Source organism: Pedobacter folensis (assembly GCF_056490665.1).
The window spans coordinates 196223-221640 of sequence record NZ_JBWJIF010000001.1; the positions used below are offsets into that span (position 1 = coordinate 196223).

General features: G+C 42.1%; 18 protein-coding genes. 15 read left to right on the forward strand and 3 right to left on the reverse strand.

Going from position 1 to position 25418, the window contains the following annotated elements:
* Positions 1-21: 21 nt before the first annotated feature.
* Positions 22-666 carry an alpha-ketoglutarate-dependent dioxygenase AlkB family protein gene (locus AC04QZ_RS00765; protein ID WP_478356164.1) on the forward strand — a complete coding sequence of 215 codons (645 nt, stop codon included), beginning with the start codon at positions 22-24 and terminating at the stop codon, positions 664-666.
* A gap of 113 nt (positions 667-779) precedes the next feature.
* Here the strand turns inward: AC04QZ_RS00765 and AC04QZ_RS00770 are convergent, their stop codons facing one another.
* Entirely contained in the window at positions 780-1817 is a 1038-nt protein-coding gene (locus AC04QZ_RS00770; protein ID WP_478356165.1) for an IS110 family RNA-guided transposase, read from the reverse strand.
* Between the two features lie 661 nt (positions 1818-2478).
* On the opposite strand from AC04QZ_RS00770, the gene AC04QZ_RS00775 reads away from it, so the two are divergent.
* A complete protein-coding gene (locus AC04QZ_RS00775; protein WP_478356166.1) occupies positions 2479-3063 on the forward strand; it encodes a DUF421 domain-containing protein in 585 nt (194 codons plus the stop codon).
* A 22-nt stretch (positions 3064-3085) separates the two neighbouring features.
* On the opposite strand, the gene AC04QZ_RS00780 is transcribed toward AC04QZ_RS00775, so the two are convergent.
* Positions 3086-3448, reverse strand: a complete 363-nt coding sequence (locus tag AC04QZ_RS00780; RefSeq protein ID WP_478356167.1) for a M12 family metallopeptidase — start codon at positions 3446-3448, stop codon at positions 3086-3088.
* On the opposite strand from AC04QZ_RS00780, the gene AC04QZ_RS00785 reads away from it, so the two are divergent.
* Positions 3439-4500 (forward strand): PCMD domain-containing protein, encoded by a 1062-nt coding sequence (locus AC04QZ_RS00785; protein WP_478356168.1) that lies wholly within the window; start codon positions 3439-3441, stop codon positions 4498-4500. The two genes, AC04QZ_RS00780 and AC04QZ_RS00785, sit on opposite strands and share 10 nt — an antisense overlap.
* Positions 4501-4507: 7 nt before the next feature.
* Complete coding sequence (locus tag AC04QZ_RS00790; protein ID WP_478356169.1) at positions 4508-5251, forward strand: porin family protein; 744 nt, start codon at positions 4508-4510, stop codon at positions 5249-5251.
* A 423-nt stretch (positions 5252-5674) separates the two neighbouring features.
* Here the strand turns inward: AC04QZ_RS00790 and AC04QZ_RS00795 are convergent, their stop codons facing one another.
* Positions 5675-6934, reverse strand: a complete 1260-nt coding sequence (locus tag AC04QZ_RS00795; protein ID WP_478356170.1) for a YncE family protein — start codon at positions 6932-6934, stop codon at positions 5675-5677.
* 560 nt (positions 6935-7494) lie between these two features.
* Here AC04QZ_RS00795 and AC04QZ_RS00800 point away from each other — a divergent pair.
* From AC04QZ_RS00800 to AC04QZ_RS00850, 11 genes are all read left to right on the forward strand, one after another.
* Positions 7495-10767 carry an endo-alpha-N-acetylgalactosaminidase family protein gene (locus tag AC04QZ_RS00800; protein WP_478356171.1) on the forward strand — a complete coding sequence of 1091 codons (3273 nt, stop codon included), beginning with the start codon at positions 7495-7497 and terminating at the stop codon, positions 10765-10767.
* A gap of 146 nt (positions 10768-10913) precedes the next feature.
* On the forward strand, positions 10914-11489 hold the full coding sequence (locus AC04QZ_RS00805) for an RNA polymerase sigma factor (protein ID WP_478356172.1): 576 nt from the start codon (positions 10914-10916) through the stop codon (positions 11487-11489).
* A gap of 102 nt (positions 11490-11591) precedes the next feature.
* Positions 11592-12743 carry a FecR family protein gene (locus AC04QZ_RS00810; protein ID WP_478356173.1) on the forward strand — a complete coding sequence of 384 codons (1152 nt, stop codon included), beginning with the start codon at positions 11592-11594 and terminating at the stop codon, positions 12741-12743.
* A 213-nt stretch (positions 12744-12956) separates the two neighbouring features.
* On the forward strand, positions 12957-16286 hold the full coding sequence (locus AC04QZ_RS00815) for a TonB-dependent receptor (protein ID WP_478356174.1): 3330 nt from the start codon (positions 12957-12959) through the stop codon (positions 16284-16286).
* An 18-nt stretch (positions 16287-16304) separates the two neighbouring features.
* Positions 16305-17954, forward strand: a complete 1650-nt coding sequence (locus AC04QZ_RS00820) for a RagB/SusD family nutrient uptake outer membrane protein (RefSeq protein WP_478356175.1) — start codon at positions 16305-16307, stop codon at positions 17952-17954.
* 97 nt (positions 17955-18051) lie between these two features.
* Positions 18052-19428: a TlpA family protein disulfide reductase gene (locus AC04QZ_RS00825; RefSeq protein ID WP_478356176.1), complete on the forward strand. Its 1377-nt coding sequence runs from the start codon at positions 18052-18054 to the stop codon at positions 19426-19428.
* 39 nt (positions 19429-19467) lie between these two features.
* Complete coding sequence (locus AC04QZ_RS00830) at positions 19468-20814, forward strand: TlpA family protein disulfide reductase (RefSeq protein WP_478356177.1); 1347 nt, start codon at positions 19468-19470, stop codon at positions 20812-20814.
* Positions 20815-20820: 6 nt separating this feature from the next.
* Entirely contained in the window at positions 20821-22926 is a 2106-nt protein-coding gene (locus AC04QZ_RS00835; protein WP_478356178.1) for a S9 family peptidase, read from the forward strand.
* Between the two features lie 75 nt (positions 22927-23001).
* A complete protein-coding gene (locus tag AC04QZ_RS00840; protein ID WP_478356179.1) occupies positions 23002-23937 on the forward strand; it encodes a retropepsin-like aspartic protease in 936 nt (311 codons plus the stop codon).
* A gap of 15 nt (positions 23938-23952) precedes the next feature.
* Positions 23953-24612, forward strand: a complete 660-nt coding sequence (locus AC04QZ_RS00845; RefSeq protein WP_478356180.1) for a hypothetical protein — start codon at positions 23953-23955, stop codon at positions 24610-24612.
* A 161-nt stretch (positions 24613-24773) separates the two neighbouring features.
* Positions 24774-25343: an RNA polymerase sigma-70 factor gene (locus AC04QZ_RS00850; RefSeq protein WP_478356181.1), complete on the forward strand. Its 570-nt coding sequence runs from the start codon at positions 24774-24776 to the stop codon at positions 25341-25343.
* The last annotated feature ends 75 nt before the right edge of the window (positions 25344-25418 follow it).

Sequence of the window (25418 nt, forward strand, 5' to 3'; positions counted from 1 at the left end):
AATACTAAAAATATTAGTATTTTGAAATTATTTTGCACATTTGTATTGGATATGGAACAGTTGAGTTTTTTCAGGGAATCGGGGCAGAGCCCGGGGCTGCCAAAGGATGTGCTGGAGTATATTCCCGGATTTATTGATATAACTGAGGCAAACCTTTTGCTTTCAGGCTTTATTTCAGACACGCCATGGATACAGAAAAAAGTGAAGATGTATGATAAGGAAGTGATTACCCCAAGGCTTTCTGCCTGGTATGGTAATCCCGATGGCACAGATTATAATGCCCTGGGGAAATCAGTTCCACTGCCATGGACAGCTGAACTTCTGAAACTAAAATTTTTGGTGGAAAGCGCTTCAGGGATTAGTTTTAACAGTGTGCTGCTGAATTATTACCGGGATGGGCAGGATTCTGTGGCCTGGCATAGTGATAACGAGACGGTAATGGGGTCGCATCTTGTTATTGCATCGGTTTCTTTTGGGCAGGTGAGGGCTTTTGATATCCGGCGAAAAACTGACCACAGCGAAAAATATACCGTGCGATTGGAGCATGGTTCGCTGCTGCTGATGAAGGGGGATCTCCAGACTAAGTGGGACCATAGGATCGCAAAATCAACTAAGGTAATGGGACCAAGGGTCAATCTGACTTTTAGAAAAATTGTCGGGACTTAAAATTCATTTATGCCTGCATGATTTTAACGATGGATTAATCAATCAAGCTTCTAAAACATCGGTTCTATTAATAGTGGAGAGTAAAATCTGGTTTAACATGCAAGCTCATAATGTTAATCCCCAGAAGGCCTGTATTCATGGTTTTTCTCGTATAACCGATTGTTTTTTACGCAGGCATATACCCTTGATGCCATTTTGAAGCGGATGGCATTCAACACCGACATTTTGTGTTTTCCTTCTATATCCGTTTTACGGTGATAATATGCTTTAATATCCGGGACAAACCTTCCGGCAAGAACTGCGGAGGTATGTAAAAGCGCTTTCATTTTTTTATTGGCAATCTTTGATACACGGGTTTTCTTACTGACCGTGGTTCCTGATTTATAGGGGAATGGTGCTATTCCGGCATAGGATGCAAACTCTTTAATGGTTCTAACATTTTTAAATTCATTGGTGCAGATCAGGATTTCCAGGGCGACCACTGGTCCGACACAGGGGACTGATTGCATTAAGGTCATCAGGCGGTTTGTTTCTTCATCTGATTTCCATGTCGCTTCAATTGAATCTTCAACATCTTTGATATCCAGACTAATCGCATCGATACTCCTGTAACAAAGTCTGTTACGCTCTTCAATTAATCCTTTTTTTACAAAATCTGCATGCTCTTTTAAGGGAACCCTTATTGCGATGTAAAGGGATTGTAGCCGCTTTCTCAAAGTGGATAAGCCGGCCAGTTGCTCGAGGATTGGCCGCCTGGGTATCCTTAATCTTAATACGTCCCTGGATTTGTAGAGGTAGAGGGCAATTCTTTCAGCATCTTTTTTATCAGTTTTACCTCTTACTGTACCCATGGAATTTTTAATATGAAGAGGTGAGTCTACGACGGTGTCGATTTTAAGTGCCTGCAGTTTTTTTATCAGATGGTTAGTATATATACCGGTATTTTCCATTCCCACTACAACGTTTCGGGTCGTAAACTTCAATAATGCTTTCAAGTGCGCCAAATGATCTTTGATCGATTGTAGTTCGTTAGGTATGGTATCGTGCAACAAAATAGTTCCATGGACCATGACGGCAATATCCAGGGTTTCTTTTGATATGTCAATCCCGATGAAATAGACATACTTTTTTGTTTTATTCAATGCATTCATAGGCTGGTTCGCTTATGGCCCCATATTGAACGGTCAGGGATTTATAGTACGCTAGGTCTTACCTTTAGTAATTTTTCTGTGTCACCTGACCGGTCCTTTTAATTTGTTTTGATCATTAATTTATCGGGTCTCTTACTCAATTATTGGTCTTTCCTAAAAATATATATAAGTCTTCTCCCGATAATCATGGCAAATCAGTTAAAAGTTCAATGGGGTGTTATTTGTATCTGAATTATTCCATGCGGCCTTCATGTCGCTTTAAAACAAATTTATCGATCAATGCTGATTTAATCAATGATTTTTTCTGGTATTATTTTTTCTGGTCCCTGGGTGGGGATTAATAAAAAGAGAGAAGGCTGTAGCCGATTTTTAAGGATTCAGCCAATAGCTTGGCATCGTTAAGTGCCCCGGTAATATGGAAAGTTTAATCGCTTTCAAAACCATATGGAATTGTGGCTTGTTCTTTTTCATGTAGTTGCCAGCTCATATGCTTTTGTAGCTCATATTAATTCATTTATTGATGCAGGACTTTAAAACTTTCGATTTTCACAGGATCTTTTTTGGTGATCTACCTTATGGTTTCCTTCTGGAGATCATTTTCCGTACAGCGGTAATGTATGCCTATACGATATTGCTGCTGCGTTTTCTTGGTAAGCGGAGCATGGGGCAGTTATCCACCCTTGAGCTGGCCATCATCATCTGTTTTGGTTCTGCGGTAGGAGATCCAATGATGGGTAAGGACGTGCCTATCCTTCATGGTATTCTGGTGATTACCACCGTAGCGGTGCTGCAAACTGTGGCGGAGTGGACAATCAACAGAAATAAACGTCTTGAGGTCTTTATGGAAGGCCGTGCGGACTGTCTGGTAGAGGACGGACTGATCGTGACCAGTTCACTTGACCGGAACAACCTGAGCCATGAAGATCTTTTCCGGTTTTTGAGAAGTAAGGATGTCGAGCAGCTTGGGCAGGTAAAACGGGCTTTTTTTGAGACTTCAGGACTGGTTTCGGTCTGGTGTTTTCCTAAACCCGAAATTGTCCCGGGGCTTGGGATTCAGCCGATGGATTACCGGCCCGATGGGCACACGGTAACCTGCGGTGATAGGGTAGAGAAAAGAGGCTATTATAGTTGCAGGTATTGTGGCTTTACGCTATTAATGCAGCAGGGGACAAGGTTTACACCCTGCGTGAAATGCAATGAAAAAGATTGGAGCAGCTCTATTCGGCCTGAAGTAAATTTGGCATAGGGAATTGCGAAATGCTAGAGGCTCATGTGGCTTGCAAGCGAGCAAAAAAGTACAGTGTTGAGGTGCGGCTATCGATGACTGGTTGAGCTGATGAGAGGCGAGCAATATCTGCAGGGCTCATATTTGGTGAAGGAAAGCAGGTCTCGTAACGAGATCCACCTAATTTTGTTATCTTTTGGGAATTTCCGATGGGATCTGCGGCGTACATCAGAATTGATTCGATATCTAATGGCGTACCAATAGTTGTATAACTTGTTGCCGAAACCTTATTATGGTTGTATGCACCACTTGGATCAATATTATCATAATTCACAATGATATAATCACAGTGGTTTTTTGCGAAATTTTTATTTTTGTATTGGTTAAATTTAAGGCATGAAAACATATTTATTTTGTTTTATTATCATATTATCCCTGGCTTCCTGCATTAAGGACGCCCCGAAAAATCCTGAAGCTGATATTGTTTCGTTTATCCTCGATCCAAAAGAGCTCACCGGAAATACTTTTATTGACCAGGCAAACAGAAAAATTTTGCTCTTCCTGACAAAGGAAGCATTTGAACAAGGTGTGATGCCAACTATTAAGGTGTCGGATAATGCGACAATTAGCCCCCTCTCAGGAGCAAAAATAAATTTCAGTGCTTCTGGACAGGTAACCTATACGGTTACGGCAGAACGCTCAGAGAATAAAAAAACCTATACCGTCCAGGTAATCAATGTGGGTGATTGGAATTTTGAATTTGAAAAATGGGGACAAAACAGTGATGATAAATGGGAATATCCTTTAGAGGATAACCTTACAACGATTTGGAGCTCCGGGAATGAGGGGGTAGCAATATCCGGGGTCGCCAAAGATCCGCTTGCTTACCCGACAAGGTCTACGAATTTTGGTTATCAGGGAAGCCGGGCAGCGGAAATGGTGACGATAAAAGGAACTTCACTTTCTGCCTTCGTAGGGATATATCTTTACGCAGGTTCTTTGTTTATCGGTAACTTTGACCCTTCATCAGTATTAATACAGCCCCTTGCCGCAACAGAATTTGGAGAACCCTATGTTGGTCTACCTGACCGGTTTACAGGGTATTATAAATATAGCCCTGGGGTCAGTTTTCAGGATGAAAATCAGAATATTGTTCAGGGTAAAACGGATGAGTGTTCGATATATGCCGTATTATTTGAAGGTACTGAACGGCTGGATGGTACCAATATACTGACTTCCGACCGTGTTGTCGCCCGGGCGGTCCTAAGCGATGGCTCAGCGAAGACAGATTTTACCAAATTTGATATCCCCTTCATATATAAACAGGGGTGGGCCGCTCAACCCGGAGCTAAACTGATGATGACCATCGTTGCATCATCGAGTAAAGAAGGTGACCGGTACCGAGGCGCATTAGGTAGCAGGTTAGTTGTCGATAATTTAGCGGTAATCCCAAAATAATAAGAATATGCGCAAATTTTTAATTATAGTGATTATCAGCTTTAGGATAAATATGGCTTTCGCACAAGAAAGCAGTGGAGATAAGGTCGCCAGATTCAGCCATAGCGTGTTCATCGGTTATAATTTTGGTGGACTGGCACCGGTATCTTTCCCGGAAAACATCAGGGCAATAGACAGTTATTCACCAGGCTTTTCTCCTGCTGTTGGTTATGAGATTGTCCTCAGGATGAGTGACCATTGGGGCATTGGAACTGGTCTGCGTTTGGATCGCAAAGGGATGAGCGTAAAGGATAGTGTCCAATATTTTCATACCGAGGTTTCCGTAGACGATGCGTCTGTGGAAGGGGATTTTAGTGGGACAAATACCACTAGTGTTAAAAATATGTATTTGTCGCTTCCAATCTATGCAGTTTACAATACCAGTAATAATTGGAAAATCAAGTTGGGATTCTATACAGCCAGACTGCTAAAATCATCATTTTCCGGAAGCGTTTCGGATGGTTACTTGAGGAAAGGGGATTCGCTGGGGGAAAAGATTACCATTACCAGTGCAAGCTTCAACTTTGATGATAAACAACGGAGAGTCGATTTTGGGCTTTTTGCCGGGGGTGAAAAATTAGTTTACAAAGATTTCTCTGTTAAAGCGGACCTTCAGTGGGGATTAAGGCCCATCTTTGCTGATTCATTCAGTGGTATCTCATTTAATATGTACAATATATACGCAACATTTGGCATATCCTATCAATTCTAGATAACAGTATAGTGTTATTCCAGATCACCTAACCACTATTTTGCGCTTAGGTTTAAAGCGATGTTTAAAGCGCGGGCTTTCTTGACAACTTAGCTAAAGTTGGGGTGAAATAATTTCCTATGTGATCAAAAAATCTGATATTGCGCAAATCATCCGCTCCGGCGGGCGGATCGAACTTTTCCGCGAAATACTTAACCAGCTGAGACCAGACAAAAAGATCAGGTTGCGATGAGGGCAACTCCGGCAGACCATTATAATGAAATAACAATACTACCTTTTACCTTCCTGATGGATAATCAACCGGGAGCTGAAGCCATTGGTCTCACTGGAACCGTTGGGGGAAACATTGCGCTGTTATAAAGTGAATCCAGGGATAATCCGCAGTTTAGCTTTAATTCCCGATGTCCTCTGCAGTTTAAGCTGTTACCAGAACAAAGGTTTTGGTTCAGTTTTCCAAAAAAGTATCCTGAATTCCTCCAAATGGTTGCCGTTTCCCAGGGTATGGCTGTCCTGTCCCTTACCTAGGCTGAGCTTGTGGAGCATTCCGGAATAGGAACCCACCCAAAGCGTCTGTTCGTCATTGGAAATGGCCATCCCGCTAATGCTGGATCCCAAATGATGCCTCCATAAAGACTTTCCAGCATTGTCAATTGCCCTGATATAACCATGGGCGTCACCAAGTATGTAATATCCTGAAGCTGCCACTCCCGAATAAACACGCATCTGGTCATCCAGGAGAATAAAATCCCCATTTTCTTCATAAGGAGGTACAAAGATTCCGTTCAATTTATCAGTATCTACGCCAATGCTGATCCCGTTGTAGAAATGGCAGGAATTGGTCAGCAGCTGGTTACCCTCTTTGGAAAACAGACAGTAGTGCGGGTAGGAGGATTGTGGGCCGATTGTCCCAATCTGCTTTCCTGCGGAATCGAGGATGCGGTAGTCGCTACATTGATCGGCTACTACGATGAACTGGTTGTCATCAGACAGGGTGGCATTTTCCATATCAATGTTCGGGCTCCATTCCTCATCATCCTCATCCATTACCGGATGGATCATTTGTTCACTTTTATCAGAGAGGATAAAAATGCCTTCAGCGGTTGTAAGCAGGATTTTTTTGCCATCGTTGAATGGGACCAATTCGGTAATGCCGTGAGCGGAATCCTCGCTGAGCGTAAATTCTGTAATGATTTCGCCCTGCCAGCCTTGGGTGGTTGTAATCTTGTTTTTTACAGCAATGGCAAATACTTCTCCTGCTTTGGATTTTCCGACGGCGCGGATATTTTCATCCAGTTCCAGGAGCTCGTCGCCATTTAGCAAAAAGGCTTGCCGCTGCTGATAGGGGGACCCGGTGAGAAAAATGATCTTTTGCCCTTCGATGAATTGAAGTTGACAGATGCTTTGTGAATTATTATCCATCAGGCCGATCAGGGGAGCATGCGCGGGTGGGAAATCCTGTCTGAATTTCTGGGTTTCACCCTTTTCATTAGCTTCTTTTAGTAAGGCCAGTATCTCCTGGGCAAGGTGTTCCCTGCCATCGCTCGGATCTTTGCCTTTCCAGTTATCCCAGCCATGTTCTTCCGCAAAGCGGACCATTTCGTTTACGGCGCTGGCATATTCAGCCCCCTTTGTTTGCCATTCCTGTTGAATGTTGCTTTTTTTTCTCTTGAAAAGATTAAACACGGTATTGTTTTTAGTTTTTCTGATATAGAAATTATGTACTAAGGTAAAGTATTTTATGCTGATGAACTGGTTCGTAAAATTAATACTGAAATTAGTTTCCTTTATAATGAGGATGATAAATGATGGGTTGTTTTAGCAGTTGTTTGAGTTGTTGTTATTTGATATTTTTTAGGATGGGGGTTGTTTGTTTTATCGGCCGTTCCCTGCGCGCCGGGCCATATGGGTCTTTTGGTTCGCAATGATGCCACATATGTCCTGACAGCAAGGTTCTCTGTTAACCGGGATTAACTTGATAAAGGTAAGACAAATTAAAAGTAGGCTTAGTTTCTGCGTGGTTTGTCAAACGATTGCGTAGTAGATTTATTGGTGAATGGTAGAATATTAGCTCCTGATTGGCTATAATTGGCCTCATTTGAAATCCTTTTTCCAAAAGTGACTACTGATTTATGCGCTATTTAATATTAAAGAATTTTTGCCTGGTCCTTTTTTTTATCTTTCAAATTGCTGGCTTAAAAGCTCAGCAGTCCCTCACCGATAGTTTGTCGGTTACATACGCCCGGATGCCTAAAGAAGATGAGCATTTTCTGCTTAAAGCCGCAAAAGGAAAGGAAGCGATGCTGGTATTCAATAATGGGGATCAAAAAAGGTATGACTTTGTTATCGAATTTGATGTATTACCAAAAAATTCGGGTTCTAAATTTGGCGTAATCAGTAGATACCTGAACAACGCGCAGTGGGACTATACGGGCTGCGAGCTGACTTCAGATATTTTGACGAATTCTCATTGGTATGTAAGAACGCCCTTGCAAAAAAAGGAAATAGCTATTGAAATATCCAAGTTCTATAAAGATTACAAAAGGCATGTGCTGATTGAATATATCGGGAAAACTGTGGCCGTTTATCTGGACGGGGAACAGATCGCGCGCAGCACGGTTTCAATCATGGGCGATCAAGCTGGTTATACAGGTTTTAGTGCCCATGATGGCGCGGAGATAGAGGTGAGCAAGGTAAGGATCTCGCCTGTTAAAAAATTGAATGTAAAACAAGCACAGCCTTCTTCGATAAAACTGGAATCGGATAAAATGGAAGTTATTTTTTCAAATGCTTATCCAGTTGCCTATCAATACCGGATAAAAGATGGCAATGTCCGTTTACCTGGAGCAAAAAAGATATCCAATGGTTTGGTGATCAACGGAAAAAGATATGCTGCCAGAACCAGGGTCATTAAATACCAGGGGAGGGTGGTTTATCTGTCGGAAATACCGCAGATAAATGTAGGATTGACCACAGAGTTTACTCTTCATGGGACGATCCTTGAAATGAAAGTGACCCGGATCGAGGAACGAGGTCAGGTGAAGGTGAAAACGATCGCTTTTCCAGACCATGATATTGTTTCGATGAGTACGAAAGACCAGGGTGGAATACTCTCCATTGCCCATGATGTGCATAACGATGAGTTCATACCGCTAAAGAGTCGTGTCACTGATACTACCGCAATGTATGCCTCAATCGCAATACTGAACAATGAGAAGGTTGCAGTTACAATTGACAATAATTCAATTTATAACGCCAAGCAGATCATGTACCGTACGGCGAAAGAAGGGAGCGATTATTTTACCTCTCTTTTTAGTAATGAATGGATCTATAGGGGCATCAATAATGAGCTCCTATCGCTACCAGAAATGAAAATTATTTTTTCTGGGGATAGCAATGGCGATGGGAAGGTGGACTGGCAGGATGGGGCTTATGCCCTTGCCAAAGTATATCCCGAACCTTATGGGGCAGCGTTGGTCAGGAATTCTTATGCGACCATTACCATGAATTTTGCCAGCGGCGGGCAATATCCCTTTTTGCGACAGTTAGATAATATCAAAAAGTTCAATCTGGCCACTGATGGTTTTGGGCAGATGCTGGAACTTAAAGGCTACCAGTCGGAAGGACACGACAGCGGCCATCCGGATTATGCAGGTAATTATAACCGCAGGGCCGGAGGGCTTTCGGATTTACAGTATCTGACTGCACAAGCTAAAGGCTACAATGCCAATATCGGGGTCCATATCAACCACAGCGAAGCCTATCCGGAAGCTAAAGCCTATGACCATGAAATTATCACGGACATCCCGGGCTGGTCATGGCTGGACCAGGCTTATCTGATTAATAAAGAGGCCGACATCAAACGGGGCACTTTTGTACAGCGGATCGATCAGCTAAAAAAGGACTTGCCCGATCTGGCTTTTGTTTATATCGATACCTACCGAGAGCATCGCTCAATTGCAGATTTTACAGCGCGGCATTTCAATAGAAATGGCTGGCCGATCTGGACGGAGGATCCCGAAATATTCTATCGGGAAGCAATATGGACACATTATCCCCCTGAATCGAAAAGCCTGATCTCCCGTTTCGTTCAGCATAAGTTTCGTGATGGCTATGCCGCCCATCCTTTGTTGCTCGGTGGATATTCGCGGGGTGCCGAAATCGGCTTTATGGGCTGGCAAAAAGGAAGAGACTTCAATCAGGTACTTTACAATTTCTTTATCCAGCAGCTTCCTTACCGTTTTCTGATGTATCATGACCTGAAAAGTATCGGTGAGGGAAAGGCGGTATTTGAGGATAACCTGGTTTCCCAGACGGAAAACGACGTAAATAAACTCTTCCAGGATGGACATTTAATAAAAGATGGTGATAAAGTATTTATTCCATGGAATCCGAATACAAAGGAAAAAATCTACCACTACAATACCAAGGGTGGGATATCTACCTGGACACTGCCTGACAGTTGGGAATCGCAGCCTACGGTTAGTCTATATAAACTTACTGCACAGGGGCGTGAATGGATTGCAGACCTGCCTGTAAATGCGCAGCGGGAGGTTACCATAACGGCTTTGCCTGCGCAGGGTTATGTGGTTTATAGAAAAAAAGTAGCAACTGCCTACCTAATGAGTTGGGGAGAAGGTGGGCCAATTTCGAATCCAGGGTTTGATGGTGGTTTATCAGGCTGGTCAATCCAGGGCAAAGCGGTACAGGTGGTGAAAACACCATATGGGCAGGATGTCATGCAGCTTAAGGGAACGGGTAATGCAGGCCAGTTTTTGAAACTCGAAAAAGGAAATTCTTACATGTTGTCGGTCTGGTGCAGGGTAGAAGGAAAGGGGAATGCTGCGCTTTCCATCGGAGATAATTCCTATTCTATAAATGAAAGTGCAGTAATAAACTTTACCGATAATACTGACAGGTACGGAACAAAATTCCAGCGTATCAAAATTCCTTTCCTTTACCATGGAGGAGAGGCTAATGTAAAACTTTCCTTTAAAGAACATACTGCGGGTTCGCTGGTACAGTTTGATGATGTAAGGATTGTAAAAACGGCAGGGATAAAAAAAACGGAACATGATTTTTATGAAGATTTTGAGCATGTTGACGAGGGCTGGGGGCCATTCATTGCCAGTAACCCCAGTGCCTATAAAACGCATTTATCAGCGTATCATAAGGGCTATACCGAGGATACCATTGATGGCAATTATTCATTAAAAACCTGGCAAGAGGGAAATGGGGAGGTTTACCGTACCTCACCATCAATGGTGCGTTTTAAACCCAACAATTCTTACAAAGTCAAATTTGCTTATAAAGCAACAGAAAATGGAGTTTATAAAATTATCGTCCGTTCGGTAAAAGATAATAGGGAGCTAATCAATGCCGCCCTTGATGGTGCCACCGTATTTTCAGGAGAATTTACCACAACAGGCCAGGATGACTACTATATCGCCATCACCAAAAAAGGTAATGGGATCCTGGTCATGGATAATTTTTCAATTGATGGAGATCTTGACCACTAGAAAATATTTGATCTGTTCTGGGAAGGTGCTATAATGACCTTCCCAGTTTAAGGTGTTGTATCGTTTTTACCACAAGAAAACTTCTAATTGATATTATAAGTGGAAATCACCCAAATACTTTCTATTTTTACACTGAAAGCAATTTTATGGTGAGCTATACTTCTTATAATGATGAAGAACTTCTAAACTTATTAAGGTTGCAAGATAAGTCTGCCTATTCCGAAATCTATAAACGGTACTGGCCGATTCTTTTCAGGCACTCACGCAAGCTTCTCCAGAATGAGGAGGAATCCAAGGATGTTGTTCAGGATACCTTCATCAGTTTATGGTCTGCAGCTCCTGCATTGCCTGCCTATGCAGTTCTGGCACCTTACCTATACTCAACGGTCAAAAACAAGATCCTCAACATATTCCGGCATAGAAAAATACAGGATGCCCATATTGAGCAGCTCGGATTTTTTGTTGGTTCGAATTCAAATATTACCGACCATCTGGTGAGGGAAAAACTGCTTGCAAAACTTATTGAAGAGGAGATAGAAAGGCTTCCAGCCCGTATGCGTGAGGTTTTTGAGCTTAAAAGAAAAGCAAACCTGTCTTACAAGGAGATTGCCCAAACAATGGATATATCTGAACTTACCGTAAAAACGCAGATGAACAAAGCCATTACAGCTTTACGTGCCAAATTTGGTGATAGCCTCTCGGCATTCCTTCCGTTTCTCTAGCGGTTAGGGAATTTACATAGAATTAATTTTTTTTTAACATGCTTATACAACATTGGCTTTTGCCGGGTGTAATACCATTATACTGCCTATAGAATTTTAAAGATGAAAGATTTTAATCCGCAACAACTCATTGGAAAATACCTCGAGGGGAAGTGCTCGGAAGAGGAGAAAGCTGCCCTGGATACCTGGTACCTTAGTCTAACGGAAAACCGTACCGATAACCTGACTGAGCCCGGGTATGAACATTTAGAAACTGAAATGTGGAATGTAATAGAAAAAGCGGCTCATCCTCATCAGCAAACCAAATACCTGAAACTTGGTCAGTACAACTGGATAAGGTATGTGGCAGCAGCAATCGTGCTCTGTATAGTGGGCGTTGGAATCTTTTTATACTACAAAGAGAATCAAATGGCTGACGTAGAGGCTACGGGATTTGCCAATGATATAAAACCGGGAAAGGACAGGGCCTATCTGACGCTTGCAGACGGAAAAAGAATAGATCTCAGCGGAGCAAGTGCCGGGCAGTTAGCTGAGCAGGCCGGTATAGTGGTTAAAAAATCAGCTGACGGCCAGTTAGTTTATACTGTAGCCGATCAGAAATTAGCTTCAGTTCAACAGTTCAACACCATTGAAACGCCAAGGGGAGGGAAATACCAGGTTAATCTTCCCGATGGGACAAGGATCTGGCTGAATTCTGCCTCATCCCTTAAATATCCGGTATCATTTGCTCACCTGAAGGAAAGGAAGGTTGAGTTGAGCGGTGAGGGTTATTTTGAAGTTGCCAAAAATAAGGATCAACCATTCAGGGTGATCAGCGGCAAACAGGAAGTAGAAGTGCTTGGGACTCATTTTAATATCAATAGTTATAGCGATGAGCCTACAATACGTACAACACTTCTTGAGGGAAGCGTAAGGGTTACCCCAAAGGGCAGCACCGGAGCAAAAGTAATTAAGCCTGGAGAGCAGGCTTCCTCAGATGGGAGTTCAATTATCGTGTCCCAGGCTGATATTGAAGCAGATACAGATTGGAAGAACGGTGATTTTATATTCAGGGATGAAAATATCCAAAGCGTAATGAGGAAAATTTCCAGGTGGTATGATGTAGAGGTGATCTATGATGATAACATCGGTCAGAGCAGTTTTGGTGGAACCATTTCCAGATCAAAAAATATTGCCGCCGTTCTTCATGTGCTGGAAGAAACCGGTGGCGTTCACTTCAAGCTTCAGGGAAGGAGGATCACCGTGATGAAATAATTACCAGAACGGATGGCCATAAAAAAACCAGGAGTGTTCCACCACCCCCGGTAAGATCTTGGTCTATTCTTTGAAAAAAGTGCTAACTATCAATCAACTATAAACCAAACTCTCCACTGCCTAAAAGCAATGGAGCCAAACAAATGTATGAATTTTTACATGCTATTTAAGCGGATATTTTCCGCTAGGGACAAAATATTAATTCTCCGGACCATGAAGTTAACTATACTTCTTTTAACCGTATTCTTATTACAGATAAAGGCGGCAACTTTTGCACAGAAGATCAGCTTCAGTGGAAAAAACGTTGCTTTAACTGAAGTATTCAAAGTGATCCGGGCGCAAAGTGGTTATGATTTTGTATATACCACGCAGCAGATTAGGCTGGCAAAAAAAGTAAACATCGACTTGCAGTCGGCTTCATTAACCGAGATTCTCGACAAATGCTTCGAAAACCAGCCTTTAACCTATTCTATCTCAGAAAAAACGGTCATTGTGAAACCTAAAGCTGAAGTGCCGAAGATCTTTCCCGGTATTACTAATCCCTTTCAGGTAATCAGGGGAACGATAAGAGATAAAAGTGGCAAAGCCCTGTCAAATGTGAACGTTTACCTTATTGGTACATCTACTGTTGTAGTTACCAATGAACAGGGCGAATTTTCCATCAATGCGGGTAGCGGATCGAAACTCAGAATTCTCTTAACGGGCTACCAGCAGTTAGATATTAATATTACCGATCAGCTGACCCTAAACCTGACACTGCAAGAACTTGATATGAACCTGTCTGATATTGTGGTAGTGGGCTATGGACAAACCAAAAGAGAAAACCTTACTACGGCTGTGACAACCATCTCTGCAGATCAGATCACCCAGATGCCGGTAACCAATCTCTCTCAGGTATTTGCCGGTCGTCTTCCGGGCTTATTGTCCCGCTCAAGTTCTGGCGTGCCGGGAGGTGATCAGGCCAGCCTACTCATCAGAACCACAAACGGTTCTGAAGCGCCATTACTTGTGATAGATGGGGTACCCAGGTTTTCGACAACGAACAGCTCTGGTCAGGTGGGACTCTCTGATATCGATCCAAACGAGGTGGAAAGCATCAGTATCCTCAAAGATAATGCAGCTACTGCCGTTTATGGGGCCAGGGGTGCAAATGGAGTAATTATCGTCAGCACCAAAAGGGGAAAAAATGCGAAGCCAGTATTTTCATACGCAGGCAATTATACTTTCAGTTCACCAGGAAAGATGATCACTAACTTAGACAGTTATGGTTATGCGATAGCGCAAAATGAATATTTTGTAAATAGTGGACTTGCTGCGCCATATTCACCAGCTATTCTGGAAACCATTAAAAATCAAAGTAACCCTTATGTGTATGCCAATACAGACTGGGTAAAATTATTAACAGAAAGAAAAGCATTTGTACAGAACCACAGCCTTAACCTGACAGGGGGAACTGAGGGAGTGAAGTATTTCATTAGCGGTAATTATAGCGATCAGGACGGGATGTACAAAATTAGCAACTATAAGCGTTACACGCTTCAAAATAATCTTGACATTACCATCAATAAAAATTTCAAGGCACAGGTAAATTTAGGTTTCCGTAACGCTACCCAAACCACCCCTAGTGGAGGCGATCCAATGAACATTGCGATAAATGCGTCACCGTTGGCTCCTGCGAGGAATGAAAACGGGAGTTACGGCAGTGCACCAAGCGGTGGCGCGGTAAATCCTTTAGCTGCAATTTCAGAGGAAGCAGGTTATGCCAAAAATACACTCAGTTACTTAACTGCCAATGGGAAGCTGACTTACCAACCTACTTATTTTCCCGGGTTCTCTGCCTACGCAAACTTCTATGTGGAAAAAGGGTTTACCAGGGGCAAAACTTATGTGGTGCCGGTACCTTTGTACAGACTGGATCCGACCTCACCAACAGGTTACCTGCAAACCGGTGGTTCGGGATTGCCCAGTGTAGCTGATGCAACTTCGGATCAAAATACCTATAGCACTGATCTTGCCTTAAATTACCAGAAAACTTTTGGAAAGCACAGCATAGATTTTCTGACCTTATACAATGTGAGCGAAAGTAGTGCTAATTCAAATACGGATAAAAGGTTAAACCTGGTTGCACCTGGTTTGGATATCTTAAATCTAGGCTCAACCATTGGAGAGACCACTTCTGGAACCCGCAATCAATTCGCGCGTCAAGGGGTTGTAGGTAAATTGGATTATGATTTTGATAAGAAAATATTGTTGCAGGCCAGTTTCCGCTTAGACGGATCCACACGGTTTGCGCCAGGCCATCGCTGGGGATTTTTTCCTGGTGGATCTGCCGCATGGGTGATCTCTAAGGAGGATTTTTTTAAGCCACTTCTTTCGACAGTATCTTCACTGAAACTAAGGGCTTCCTATGGCTTAACCGGGGATGACAATGTTGGGGCTAATACCTATTATTATACCTATAGGGTAGCCAATACAGGTACGAGTAATACATATGGCTATGTATTTGGCACTGCTTTCACACCAACATTTGTGTTAAACAACTCCACTTTGCCAAACGAAAACATTACCTGGGCTAAAAACAGACAGGTCAATTTTGGGCTCGATGCCAGTCTTTGGCATGGGCGGTTGGGTGTCATGTTTGACATATACCAAAAAGACCGCTATGATATCCTGATGTCCCAAACCTATAACCTGCCCAGTACTTTTGGGATCAATGGCCCGATCCAGAATTTTGCAAAGTTAAGAAACAGGGGGCTGGATGTTGAATTAAGTAGCCAGAACCACCTCAATGAAGATTGGACTATCGGGGCAAATTTGAACTTTACCTATGTACAGACCACTGTCCTGGATTATGGAACAAAAGACTTGCCTGATTACCAGCGGCAGGAAGGCTATTCGACCAATACACAGGTCGGCTATGATGCGGTTGGGATTTTCCAGAATACCCAGGAGATTGCCGCATGGTTTGACCAGGATGGGTTAAAAAATGCAACCATCAAACCTGGAGATATCAAATATGCCGACCGTGATGGCGACGGTAAATTGACGCCAGCTGATCAGATCCGGATTAACAATTACGGATTCCCGCCGATCAATTTTGGCTTTGGCTTTAATGTAAACTATAAAAACTTATCGTTAAGTACGTTTTTCAATGGTGCATTGGGCGGATATATCAAATATGCCCAGGCCTTAAACTGGCAATTTACCTATGACAACGCCTGGAGACCGGGTAATGAATCTGCCATCTATCCAAGACTGGCCAGTTCGGCAAATAATTCCCTAAGCAGCAACGCTACATTAATAAAGGATGATTTCTTAAGATTAAGGGACCTCAGGTTGGGGTATTCCTTACCGGCCAGATGGCTTAAGGCGGTTAATATTAAAAGTGTGAAAGTTTTTGCAGAAGCAACTAACCTCATCACATGGACTACAGTACTGGGCGGGATTGATCCGGAAACACCAAATTTGGGTTCCCAAGGTGCATCGGGAGGATTTTATCCCAATCAAAAAAATATAGGCTTTGGCTTAAACGTAAATTTTTAAGGATATAATAATATTATCATGAAAAATAAGTGCATATTGATCGGGTTTCTTTTCATTGCAGTAGGCATATTTTCCTGCAAAAAGGACGTATTGGATATTAAACCAACTGATCAGATTAACGACATTCTGCTCTGGAGCAGCCAGAACATGGTTTTGACCTATACTGCGAACTTCTATTCACAGCTTAATTCCGGCTTTAAAAATATATATCCAAATGGGCCTATTCTAACCGGGCAAATGCTGGCAGATTTTACAGACGAGGCAACAGTGAACAATACTGTGCTAGCTAGCTTTTGGAATGGAGCTTACACTTCAAATACCTCTCCTGTAAATACCTTATGGACCAGTACAACAAACGGGCGTTGGTTATTTATCCGTAGGGCAAATATATTCTTGTCTAAAATAGATGCCGTTCCTGGAGATGCTGCGTTAAACCAGCGCATGAAAGGCGAGATCAAATTTTTAAGGGCTTATTATTATTTCGACTTAATGAACTGGTTCGGCACTGTAGCCATCCTCACTACCGCACAAAATGAGATAGATGATTCGGCATTCATGAAACAGAACACTAAAGAGGAATGCACTGACTTTCTGGTTAAGGAATTGACTGAAGCCGCAGATTTATTGCCGGTAAGTTATCCCGCGGCCGATTTTGGCCGGATCACCAAAGGCGCTGCCCAGGCTCTTCTATGCAGGGCGCAGCTTTATGCAGGTAGGTGGAAAGATGCGGCCGCTACAGCGAAAACTATTATGGATGCCAATACCTATTCCCTTGTAACTAGTTATGCAGATATCTTCTCAAAAACAAATAAAACGAATAAGGAGGTGATCCTTTCGGTGCAGGCGAATGCCAATTCAGCGGAGTTTTCCCATTCATTCGATTTGTTTAATCAACCACCTACTTTCGGCGGGAGGGCAGGTACCTTGCCTACTCAGAATTTAGTGGATGATTATGAAATGCAGGCTACAGGTTTGCCGATCACCAATGCAGCATCTGGTTATAACCCGCAAAATCCTTATGCTGGTCGCGATCCACGTTTCGCCGCAAGCATCCTGTATGATGGGGCTACTTTTCGCGGCCGTGCAATGGAGATGTTTACAGGAGGTACAGATGTTAACCCTGCAAATGCCCAGGTAGCAAGCTGGATTACCAATACAGGTTATTATTTAAGGAAATTTGTAGATGAATCCCTGGTTCTAACCGATGCTAACGCAGTAAGCAGCCAGAATTGGGTCATGTTCCGTTATGCTGAAGTATTGCTGAACTATGCTGAGGCACAAAATGAAGCCACAGGCCCCGATCAAAGTGTATATGATGCGGTGAACGCGGTTAGGAAACGATCCAATATGCCTGTTCTGGCTACTGGCTTAACGCAAGAAACCATGCGTACAGCTATCCGACATGAGAGAAGAATAGAACTGGCTTTTGAAGATGCGCGCTACTGGGACGTTAAACGTTGGAAACTGGCCACCACGTTATTTAATTCGGCGACCAATCCCTTAAGGGCGATAACCATAACTAAAAATGCAGCAACAGGGGTTAAAACCTACACCCAGAGAAATTTGACCACAGTACGGATCTTTCAGGACAAGCATTACCTGTTTCCTTATCCATTAACCGAAATGACCAAGCCAGGTAATTTGATGACACAAAATACCGGCTGGTAAATGCAGGTTTAGCAGTAGCTAAATGTGGTTTTAAAAGGCCATGTTCAGCTACTGCTTTATCCAAAAATTATTAATCAACGTAAATAACCATAAGATCATGATCAAAAAGATATCGCTATGCATACTATTTGTAACCCTCTCTCTTGCTGTTTTAGCCCTAAAGCCCGTTAGGATTGCCGGCTTGTTAAAAAATACCAATTACCTGCCTGTAAAACTATATGCGGTGGTAGATGGACGGAATGTGGAGATTGCAACCGCAAAACCCACCACAACAGGTAATTTCGGTTTTCAGTTTTATCCTGAATACGAAGGCCTGTATAGCATCGGTACAGGGACCGGGCTGCGTCCGGATCACATCAATAAATTCTATTTCAAACCTGGTGATGAACTCAGTGTAGAAATAAACGATTCTACTTATGTGCTGACCGGAAAAACCAACAGCAAGGAGAATGTGATTCTAACGCAGTGGCACGACCAGAGTTATCAGGTTGAAAAGAACGCAATGACAACTTTTCGTCAAACTTTTGTGACGTTTTTTCCAAAACTGGAAGCATTGAACAAGCAGTCAAAAGTCTTTTTAGATGGCAAATATTCTGGCAACCCCAGGTTTGATAAACGGATTAAACAGATTGTAGAGACAGATATGGCGCTTTACGCCAGCAATTTTTTAAACACCCCTAGGACAGCTCATCCGTCTCCGGAAGAGTATAGTCCAATATATACTGGTTTGAAAGTGAAAAATTTTGCTGCCAATACGCAAACCTTATATTCTTATCCATTCGGGATCAGGTTGCTTGAGAGCTTAATTGCTTTAGAGATGCGTGTAAAGGGAACAACCAGGAAACAAGGTTTAGATGGGCTGGAGCAGACCTTAAGCCTGGTTCCCAATGATACCTTAAAGGGTGAACTGGTATTGACGAATGCTGGCTATATAAAAAATTTTGATGCTTACAGTGCATTAATGGCTTCAGCGGGTAAATACATTTTAACCGCTAACCAAAAAGCTAAAGACCATGGATTTATTGCGCCACTGGCTAGCCTAAAAAAAGGTGATGCAGGCCTGGATTTCTCTTATGCCGATAACAAAGGCAAGACAGTTAAGATGAGTGATTTGAAAGGCAAAGTTGTGTTGGTCGATGTTTGGGCTACCTGGTGCGGGCCTTGTAAAGCCGAAATTCCTTCGTTAAAAAAACTAGAGGAAGAAATGAAAGGAAAAGATGTTCAGATTGTGAGCGTTTCTGTCGATGAATTAAAGGATAAAGGGAAATGGGAAAAGATGATTGTCGATGAAAAACTGGGCGGTTTGCAATTGTTTGCCGGAGGCAGCGGCAACGATTTATCAAAATATTATAAGGTGAATACCATTCCACGTTTTTTGGTATTCGATAAGAACGGAAAGATTGTTAGCGTAGATGCACCAAGGCCGTCTGATCCAGCATTAAAAGGTCTGTTGGAATCTGAATTGACGAAATAAACCACTAAAAAATCAGCAAGAAATTAAAATAGAACAACGATGAAAAAAATATTTGCCCTATCAGTATTGCTATTGATAGCATTACAGCATTACGCTCAGGTAAGCCAGGTCTCAGGATTGGTGAGGCCAGGTTCCAGCAGTTACAAGGAAATCGCTTTGATGAAAATTGAAAACGGCGATGTGAAAGTTATATCTACCACGACACTGGGCGAAGATGGATTCTTCGGATTTGCTTTTAAGCCAACCTATGAAGGCTTATATGCAGTTGGCTCTCCTGAAATTTTAAAAGGACAGTTTCCGCTTTACCTAAAGCCGGGTGATAATGCATCCGTAGCAATTGACAAGTATAGCTACACTTTTACCGGACAAACTACACCCGAAAACCAGGTACTTGGACGCTGGGAAATTCTTACGCAGGATGTTAAAAGGATGTCGGTTTATTTTAATTCCGGTAACAGTTCATATGTTCACTTTTTTCCTGAGCTGACGAAAGTGGCTGGCGAACGTGATGCATTTCTCAAAAGTATCAAAACAAAAAATGTAAAATTTAACAGCTTTATGCAGCAGTTAACCGGTTTTGACCTTGATTTTTACGCCGTTAATCTGTTAAGGACCCCTCGTACCGCCCATCCGGTAAAAGACGAGTATCCAGCCTATTACAGTACGATTGTCGTGCCCAGTAAGTTTAAAAATGATGATGTGCTGGACATCTTATATGGCAAAAGGTTTATGGGCATGTATGCAGAATTTGCTGCCGGGCCGAAGTCTACCATAACGGATCGGCTGGCGGTATTGGGTACTGACAGGCAAAGGGGAGAATATGTCCTTAGCACTGAAGGAAATGGATTAAGAACGTTTGAGAAGTACCAGGCGATGGTTGATTCCTATGGGAAATACATGGTTACCTCAGATCTCAAAAAAAGGATTGGAGAGCTAAGCGAAAAATTATATACTTCTAAGGCTGGCGGAGATGCCTCAGACTTTGCATATCCTGATAAAGATGGTAAAGTGGTGTCATTAAGCAGTTTAAAAGGCAAAGTGGTACTGGTAGACGTTTGGGCAACCTGGTGCGGGCCATGTAAAAAAGAAATACCATCACTAAAGGCCATGGAAAAGGAAATGCACGATAAAAATGTGGTATTTATGAGCGTCTCTGTAGATGAGGATAAAGATAAGGCAAAATGGCTCCAAATGATAAAAGATGAGCAATTGGCAGGTGTGCAATTATTTGCCAGTGGTTGGAGCAAAATCACTAAGGACTATAAAATAACCGGGATACCAAGATTTATGGTATTCGGTAAGGACGGTAAAGTGGTAACTGTTGATGCACCAAGACCATCCGATCCAAAGTTAAAGGCCTTACTAGAATCTGAATTAAGCAAATAAGTAAAAATGAGAAAATACATCCTGCTGCTGCTGGCAGCGCCAACGCTTTTGTTACCGGTTATCGTTCAGGCGCAGGCAAGAAGCATCTCGGAAGATTACATCAAAAGGGCCTCTGTCTTCAGGTGGGCCGATGACAGCCATTATTTCACATTCAAATCAGCAAAAGCTGGGGAAATAGATCAGCAGGTTAATATTGATGTTTTAACTGGGGAAGAGAAAATCGCTGCGGCTAAGTCGGCGCCCAAAATGTTGTTTTTCAACAATAAGAAAAAGGGCGAGGTAACTGTTAAGTTTAGAAGCGGTGAGGTCGATACCCTTAAGGGCATCAAAAATCCTACGCTTTCACCCGATTCAAATTTGATAGCCTTTACCAAAGACAACGACCTGTATATACTCAACTTAAACTCCAAAGCGAAATGGAGGGTTACAACAGATGGTTCTCGAACAGTTTATAATGGCTATTCATCGTGGGTATATAACGAAGAAATATTGGGTCGGGGAATGGATTACCGTGCATTTTGGTGGAGCCCTGATAGCAAAAAAATAGGATTTATGCGTTTTGATGATACCAAGGTCCCACTTCATTATTTGACTGATGATTCTGGTATCCACGAAAAGCAGATCCAGCAACGTTATCCTTTGCCTGGCGATACCAATCCGGAGGTTAAAATCGGCATCGCAGCAGTTGACAATCAACAGCTGGTTTGGGCAGATTATGATGCCAAAAAGGATCAATACTTTGGGGCACCGGTGTGGACGCCAAAAAGTGATGCCCTTTGGGTACAATGGATGAACCGCGGCCAGGATACACTAAAGGTTGAAGCGGTAAATGTTCAGAGCGGTAAGCGGAACCTTATTTATACAGAAACCCAGAAAACCTGGATCTCTATTGATGATGAAATGCGCATTACCTTCATCCCAAATAAGAATGTGTTCTTACTGATGAGCGATAAAGACGGCTGGATGCACCTGTACGCAAACAGTATTGATGGAAAAACATCCAAGCAGATTACCAAAGGGAACTGGACTGTCACCGAGATTAATTATATCAACCCAAAAACAGGAACGGTGTTTTTTACTGCTAAAAAGGAAAATTCAACACGTTTGGACTTATATAGGGTTAATTTGGATGGAACTAATTTTAAGCGGCTAACTTTTGGAGCATACATGCACCGTTTCGAACTTTCTCCAAATGCTAAATATTTTATTACCACCTATGGTAACGCCACAACGCCTACAAGGGTTGCATTGCTGGACGATAACGGCAAGATGATACGCGAGCTTTTTAATAGTAAGGGAAAAGATTATGATAAGATAGCGGCGGCCATGCCAAAATCCGAAATCATTAGGGTGAAGAGTGCCGATGGATTATTTGATCTGCCTGTAAGGATTACCTTTCCTGCAAAATTTGACCCTGGCCAAAAATACGCTTTGATGGCAAATGTTTACGGTGGCCCCAATTCCGCTTTTGTGAGGGATGGTTTCACCGGCGGGTTCTATACCGCACAAGATACTGTAAAGAAAAATATAATCCGCATCCAGATGGATCACAGAGGTTCCGGACAGTTTGGTAAAGTTGGCCAGAATTATATGTTCAGGGATCTTGGTCATTGGGAAATAGAAGATTTTAAAGCGGTGATCAATTACCTGAAAATTAAATATCCATGCATCGATACCACCAGGGTAGGTATTCAGGGCTTCAGTTATGGTGGTTATATATCTGCAATGGCATTGCTAAAGGCGCCTGAGGTTTTCACTGTTGCACTCGCCGGCGGCAGTGTTACAGACTGGCATCTTTATGATAGTGTTTATACCGAACGTTACATGGATAAGCCATCTGAAAATTCCAACGGCTATGAAAGCTCAAGTCTTTTCACTTATGTGAAAAACCTGAAAGGACACCTTAGCCTTGCACAGGGAACAATGGATGATAATGTGCATATGCGTAATACCATAAAATTGATGGATGCGCTTCAGGAAGCAAGAAAACAGTTTGAGGTAATGTTTTATCCTGGCGCTGCCCATGGCTGGTATTATTTGCAGAATAAAGCCGCACAATACAATCAGATGAATAATGACTTTATTGAAAAATACCTTTTGTCTCAACCTTAATGAGTAGAAATAAATTCCCGGAAGATTAGCGCTTAAACTTTCGGGATTTTTTTACTTACAATACAAAAAAACACCATGATTAAAATCAACATTTGGATCGCTTTTACATTTTTCTGTTTTATTTTGTGTCCTATAATAAACTTTGCCCAGATTGAAACACAAAGTTCGGGCACTAGCGAATCTAGGCTTGTTGCGCAGATTCCTTTTGAATTAGTAAATGGTTCTATCATACTTACTTTAAAAATAAATAAATGCGAGAGGCCCTTAAAAATGCTTTTTGACACTGGTGCCAATGGGATGGCAATGAGCCAGTCTTTGGCCGACTCTATTGGGCTTCAAAGTTCTTTCACAAAGGATGCCTCGGTTGTTGGCGGCACGGCAAAAATTGAAATTTCCACTGGAAATAGTGTTTACCTTGATACGATGACTTTGTTTAACCAGAATATAGCCATTTTTAAAACAGTAAAAAGAGGAACTGATGGGATTATCGGTCATTCTCTTGTGAAAAAATATATCACACACGTCGATTTCGATAGAAAACTGCTTTCACTATATACTTTCGGTAATTTTAAGCCATACAAAAACGGTAGGGTGGTACCACTGACGTACCGGTCATCTGCTCTGTTGGTTCAGGGGAACCTGAGTATCACAAAAGAAAAACCGGTTTCTGGTTTTTTTGTGTTCGATACTGGTGCATCATATCAACTCATCTGCTTTAGGCCATTCGTAATAAAAAATCGTTTACTAACCAATGGTTTTATTCCTCAATCTCAGAGTAGCACGGTTAGCATGGGTGTTGCGACGCCGACTTTTTCCGGTAGTGCCTATTGCTTCTCACTTAACGGTATGGATGATGTGAGGAATATAAATGTTGAGCTTATGGCTGGAGGAAATCCTGATGCTGCATCCGGGAATGTTCCAGATGGATCCTTAGGGATTCGGTTCATTTCAAAATATAACTTCACCATCGACATTTCCAAAAATGCGGTTATCCTTTATCCCCGTAGTTAACCCACTTTAAATTTAATGAAATTGTATCATAAAATCTCTGTTGACGCCGTTTGCTTCGCTGATGTAGATGCATTTCAAAAAGTATTTAGTAATATCCAAGAGATCGAAGCATGCAGGCGCTCGTATCCTTCTCTCGAAAAACGTGTAGATTTTATGGCTATCGGAGAAATGCTTGCCTCTTTTAGATATTACTATGCGGTTTATATGGAGATAGCTGATTTCTACATGAAGCTGACTGACCATAAAAAAACAATCAGTTTGTTGAAATGCAGGGAGCTGATCGAGGAATTTAATAGGGTGCATAGTGACTTGTCAAATTTAGTAAGATACATGAAACGCCTCCCTGTGGATGACCACTATAGATTGCAAAAAGTTAGGCTTTGGTTAAAAAATATTTCATTAAATGCTATTAGCGCTGCAGAGGTTAAGGCTGTTTTCGACAAACGGTTAGCTGCTATACCAGACGAGCGTCGACTCCGGTTTACCTTTCTGGAGCAGCTTGAAAGGAGTTTAAGCTTATCGATTGAAAAGCATTTACGTGAATTTTTACAGCTATTCCCCTTTGGTTTGAATATACTTAGCCTTTGCATTTCGGAATTGCAGGGCTATTTATCGACGATAATGGAAGAATTCTTTGTGATAAATAAGATTGAGCCATCACCTGAGTTAAGCTAAATGTTACGCTCAATTGAAACCGTATTCGTCTTTTATAGCCAAAAAATTGTTGATGTTTATCGCATTGATTTATGAGGATTCAGACCTTCGTGAGCGGTAGTAATTTGCTGGTTTGATAAAATCACCATTATTATCTACCTTAACTTTCTCTAATAATAAATATGTCCCAGCGTTACAATGCACTTTCAAATCAGGAACTGATTTTGATGATCCAGAAGGATGACTATCATGCATTTGACGTAATATACAGCCGTCACTGGCCAAAAATATATGTATCCAGTTTTAACATTTGCCGGGACAAGGACATGGCAGCTGAAGTTTGCCAGGAAGTATTTATATGGTTGTGGGAGCATCGAAACAAGATTAATATTGTTTCAACGTTAGAGGGGTATCTTTTTGCGGCAGTCAAGTTTAAAATTATTAGTCAGGTCAGAAAGGGTGTGGTAAGAAAAGATTTTCTTGATAAAATATCTAACGTCCAGAGAGAATACCGTATTGATGATGAAATAGAAGTAAGAGAACTGAATACCTTCATTCAGCACTTCACCAATACCCTTCCTGAAAGATGCGCCCAAATCTTTAAAATGAGTCGATATGAGTTCATGAGTAATAAAGAAATCGCAATCAAACTTGGGGTCTCTGAGAAAACAGTCGAAAACCAGATTACCATTGCATTAAGGAAACTTAAAGTCAGTCTTGGACGGCTCAGTTGCTGGTTCCCCTTACTATAATTTTCATTGAGATTTTTTTTCAACATCGTTTGGGGGCTAGGCCGCTATCAAACGCCATACATATATCAAGCCAGA